Annotated in this window: 4 protein-coding genes; 2 read left to right on the forward strand and 2 right to left on the reverse strand. The window is 49.2% G+C overall.

The window, feature by feature from the left end; translation table 11 throughout:
• Positions 1–148: 148 nt before the first annotated feature.
• Both ssb and AC3A8L_RS19930 read right to left on the reverse strand, forming a co-directional pair.
• Positions 149–775 (reverse strand): single-stranded DNA-binding protein, encoded by a 627-nt coding sequence (gene ssb / locus AC3A8L_RS19925; RefSeq protein WP_487964024.1) that lies wholly within the window; start codon positions 773–775, stop codon positions 149–151.
• 110 nt (positions 776–885) lie between these two features.
• On the reverse strand, positions 886–2,229 hold the full coding sequence (locus tag AC3A8L_RS19930; RefSeq protein WP_487964021.1) for an MFS transporter: 1,344 nt from the start codon (positions 2,227–2,229) through the stop codon (positions 886–888).
• A 290-nt stretch (positions 2,230–2,519) separates the two neighbouring features.
• On the opposite strand from AC3A8L_RS19930, the gene AC3A8L_RS19935 reads away from it, so the two are divergent.
• Together AC3A8L_RS19935 and AC3A8L_RS19940 are read left to right on the forward strand one after the other, a co-directional pair.
• Positions 2,520–3,281 carry a LuxR C-terminal-related transcriptional regulator gene (locus AC3A8L_RS19935; RefSeq protein WP_487964022.1) on the forward strand — a complete coding sequence of 254 codons (762 nt, stop codon included), beginning with the start codon at positions 2,520–2,522 and terminating at the stop codon, positions 3,279–3,281.
• A 137-nt stretch (positions 3,282–3,418) separates the two neighbouring features.
• Positions 3,419–4,824: UvrA family protein (locus AC3A8L_RS19940; RefSeq protein ID WP_487964023.1), on the forward strand; the 1,406-nt coding region annotated here is incomplete at its 3' end.

Genomic DNA, 4,824 nt, shown 5'->3' on the forward strand with positions numbered 1-4,824 from the left:
GAGGAAGTAGGAGGCAAGTATTATTGGATAAAGTATTTTTTCCTCGGCCCTTAACGCAGCAATAAAAAAGCCGTTTCAATATTCATACTGAAACGGCTTTAAAACACCAGAGCATAAAATTTTATGCTACAAAAATTCTCCGTCACTCCTAGAAAGGAATATCGTCATCAAAACTATCCATGCCGGGCGCTGCGGCGGGAGCCGGTGCTGGCTGACGCGCAGGCTGCTGAGGTGCTGCCGCTGGAGGCGCCTGGTTGTAAACTGGCTGCGCTGCCTGAGGAGCCTGAGGCGCAGGCCGATGCTGAGCCGGCGCAGGCTGCTGGTAACCACCTTGTGGCTGAGCCGCCTGCTGAGGTGCGCCGCCATAGTTAGCCTGGGGAGCCGCTTGCTGCCCTTGTCCATAGCCTCCGCCACCACCTGCTCCAGTACTGTCACCACGACTGCCCAACATTTGCATTTCGCTCGCCACGATTTCAGTGGTGTATTTTTCTACGCCAGCCTGATCCTGCCATTTGCGAGTGCGCAAAGCGCCCTCTATGTACACCTGGCTACCCTTGCGCAAGTACTCATTCACGATTTCAGCTAAGCGATTAAAAAATACAACCCGGTGCCACTCTGTGCGGTCTTGACGCTGCCCCGAGGTTTTATCCGTCCAGCTATCGGTTGTTGCAATGCTAATGTTCGCAATTGCGCCACCAGCTTGGGTGTAACGCACTTCAGGGTCCTGCCCTAAGTTACCCACCAAAATTACTTTATTAATACCTTTGGCCACAATTTGCCCTCTCTCAATTCAATAAACTTTATATTCTAAATAAACCTACTTGGCAGCACGCGTAAATACGCAGCACAAACTCACAAGTAACCAGCAATAACGCTCATCTAGCGCTATTTTAAATATTCATCCAGCGCTTGCTGCTCAAAGTTATCGTTCACTTTGAGATACAAAAGCTGCTGTTCCGCAACCCACGCGCACTCTATCACGCCCGCCACCTTCGTCATAAGGGCTGGACCCGAAATTGGTTTTTTTTGCGGCACACAAAGTGACTTTAAATACGGTGGCGCCTGCATAAATACAGCAACGATAAGCCACGCCAAGCAACTTGCAGCCGCAAGCCAAAATACAGCAGCCACGCCAAAATTCTGCACAATATAACCGCCTACAAAACCGCCCGCCGACGCACCCAAAAATTGGCACGTTGAGTACACCCCCATCGCGGTTCCCTTACTTCCGGCTGGCGCTTGTTTACTCAGCCACGAGGGCAGCGTCGCCTCCAGCAAGTTAAACGCAGTAAAAAAGCAAAAAATACCAAGCAACCACTGCCAACCCAAACCTTCACCAATAGCCAAACCCAAAAGGCTAAACATCAGAATGGCAATAGACAACAGCAGCACCCCGCGAACCTTGCGCTTGCGTTCAGCCACATACATAAAAGGCACCATAGCCACAAAAGCCAACAGCATAACGGGCAGATAATAATGCCAATGCGCGTCATTAGCCTTACCCGCAGCCTCCAACACCAAAGGTGCTGCCACAAAAGTGGCCGTTAAAACAAAATGCAGTATAAAAATAGCAAAGTCCAAACGCAGTAAATGCCGATTTTTTAACGCGCGCCCAAACAAAGCTGGAACAGCCAAGCCTTCGGCGCCACGCAGGCTATGTGCCGGAGGGTTGGGCACCACACGTAGCAAAATAATAATCCCAATGCCAGCCAAACCTGAAGCGACCCAAAAAATCGCACTTAAACCACCGGCCGCTGCCAACATTGGGCCCACAAACATCGCCACAGCAAAAGATAATCCAATCGATGCGCCAATAACAGCCATAGCCCGTGTGCGATTTTGCTCGCTGGTTAAGTCTCCCACCAAGGCCAGCACTGCGCTAGCAATGGCACCTGCGCCCTGCAAGGCACGCCCAATCATTAAACCCCAAACACTATCAGCAAAGGCGGCTACCACGCTGCCCAAAGCAAAGATGATTAGACCAATCAAAATCACAGGCTTACGCCCCCAAATATCCGAAAGTAAGCCTAATGGAATCTGAAATACCGCCTGCGTTAAACCATAGATACCAAGAGCAGCGCCCAGTAAAAAAGGGGTTTGACCAACATAGTCTCGGCCGTACAACATCATCACAGGGAAAACCATAAATAGACCAAGCATGCGAAAGACGTACAAAAGCGCCAGCGAACCGACAATACGCATTTCGGAAACAGGGGTAGCGTTACTCACATCCACTCCAAGCCATGGGTAATGGCTAAATTAAGAAAGGCCGCGATTCTAGCAGCCTAACCCGCACCTCTAAAGTAGCGACTGCGCAATTTGACCAACCAAACAGCACCTCGAGAGATAAATACAGCTGAATCCCCGACATCGCGGCCAATTGCAAGCGTGTACTCTAGTTACAGATGGCTGTTTCAGTTACAATGCCGCGCAAAGTACTAGGTATAAAAAACCAAGAAAGGCTTCCCGGAACGGCCGCACCTGTACACTCGCGAGCGATAGAAGACAAGGCAATCACTGTGACCATCAAAGAAGTTAGCGCCGATGAAATTGGGCAAACACAATCGCCCGAACAAGACCCCCCCCTAAACACCGCGGCCACAGAACCCAAAATTAAAGCCGACAACCCAGTGGAAGAAATTCAAGAGCCTGTAGAAGAAGTCGAAGGTATTACGCTATTTTCCGTGGTGAATAGCCTGCAAACCGGCTTGCTCGCCAACCTTATTAGCGCCAACACCCACATTCCCTGCGCGATAGAAGCAAACTATACAAAACGTATCTCTCACGTCAGCTTAATCATTGTCGACTGCCAAGGTAGAAACTTTGACGACTTACAGTCCCTGGTGCGCAGCATTCAAAGCCACAAAACAGAGCTGCGCGTTGTTCTTCTTAACGCCGAAGCCGAAAGCGAACACGAAGAGTTACTCGACTGGCCTTGTATTGTTGGTGTCTTTTTCGATGATACCGACCAAGAACAACTGATTCGTGGCCTCAACTGCATGCTAAACGGTGAATACTGGGTGCCGCGCCGCCTTCTTCACCACTTTTTACAGAAAAATCGCCGCGCACCTAGCTCACGAAAAACTGAAATTAAGCTTACAAAGCGTGAACGCCAAATTTTAAAACTGATTAAAAATGGCGCGACCAATTCAGATATCGCCAAGGTATTAGAAGTTAGCGAACACACGGTAAAAAGCCACCTGTATAACGTGTACAAAAAAATTGGAGTGCGCAACCGTCTCGAGGCCAACAACTGGGTCCGCGACATGGACAACATCTAAAAAAACGGCGCCCAGTGCGCCGTTTTTTTTGCCACCGCAAAGGCAACCTCAGTTCATTACTTCAACATCAAGACAAACACCCTCACTACTCCGTATACTTCAACCCTTTTTAACCTAAAGAGCAGCCGTAGACTACTGTGGATAAAATTATTGTTCAGGGTGCACGCACCCACAACCTTAAAAACATCAATATCGAATTGCCACGCGACAAGCTCATTGTGATTACAGGGCTCTCGGGTTCGGGAAAGTCTTCACTCGCATTCGACACGCTCTACGCTGAAGGCCAGCGCCGCTATGTAGAATCACTATCGACCTATGCGCGCCAATTTTTATCGATGATGGAAAAGCCTGACGTTGACCATATTGAAGGTTTGAGCCCCGCCATATCTATCGAGCAAAAATCGACATCACACAACCCGCGCTCAACCGTGGGCACCATCACTGAAATATACGACTACCTGCGTTTATTATTTGCCCGTGTCGGCGAGCCACGCTGCCCCGTGCACGACGAGCCTTTGGCGGCGCAAACCGTTTCACAAATGGTTGACCAAGTAATTGCTATGCCCGAAGGCAGCAAGCTCATGCTACTAGCGCCAGTCGTGCGTGAACGCAAAGGTGAACACCACCACATTCTTCAAGGCTTAATACGCGATGGTTTTGTGCGCGCTAGAATCGACGGTGTTGTGGTGGATCTCGACGACACCCCGATTCTCGACAAGCGCAAAAAGCACACTATTGAAGTCGTTATTGATCGCTTTAAAGTACGCTCCGATTTAAAACAGCGCCTTGCCGAAAGCTTTGAAACGGCACTACGTATTGCAGACAGTATTGCCATTATCGCCCCTATGGCCGAAGAAGATGGCACCGAGCAGGTTTTCTCAGCCAAGCATGCGTGCACACACTGCGACTACTCGATAGTGGAATTAGAGCCTCGGCTATTCTCCTTCAACAACCCCGCCGGTGCCTGCCCAACCTGTGACGGTTTAGGCGTAAAACAATTTTTTGCCGAGAATCGAATTGTCGTTAACCCTAGCGCCTCTCTCGCCGATGGCGCCGTTAAAAGCTGGGACAAACGCAACCTCTATTATTTTCACATGTTAACGTCACTCGCTGAGCATTTTGGTTTCGACGTCGAAACGCCGTGGGAAACACTGAATAAGCAACAGCAAAAAGCTGTGCTTTATGGCTCTGGTGACGAAGTCATCGAATTTAATTACGTAAATGATCGCGGCGATATTTACAAACGCAGCCATAGCTTTGAGGGCGTCATCCCCAATTTAGAACGACGCTTCCGCGATACCGATTCCAACTCTGTCCGTGAAGAGCTCAGCAAATTCTTATCGACGCAACAATGCCCAGAATGTAACGGCGCCCGTTTACGCAAAGAGGCCCGCTATGTTTTTGTCGACAAACGCGATCTCACTCAAATTACAGACATGCCAGTAGGCGATGCTCATGAATATTTCTGTAAATTAAAATTCAAAGGCGCTAAAGCTAAAATTGCCGATAAAATTATCAAAGAATTACGCGACCGCTTTAAATT

Source organism: Marinagarivorans sp. (assembly GCF_982758155.1).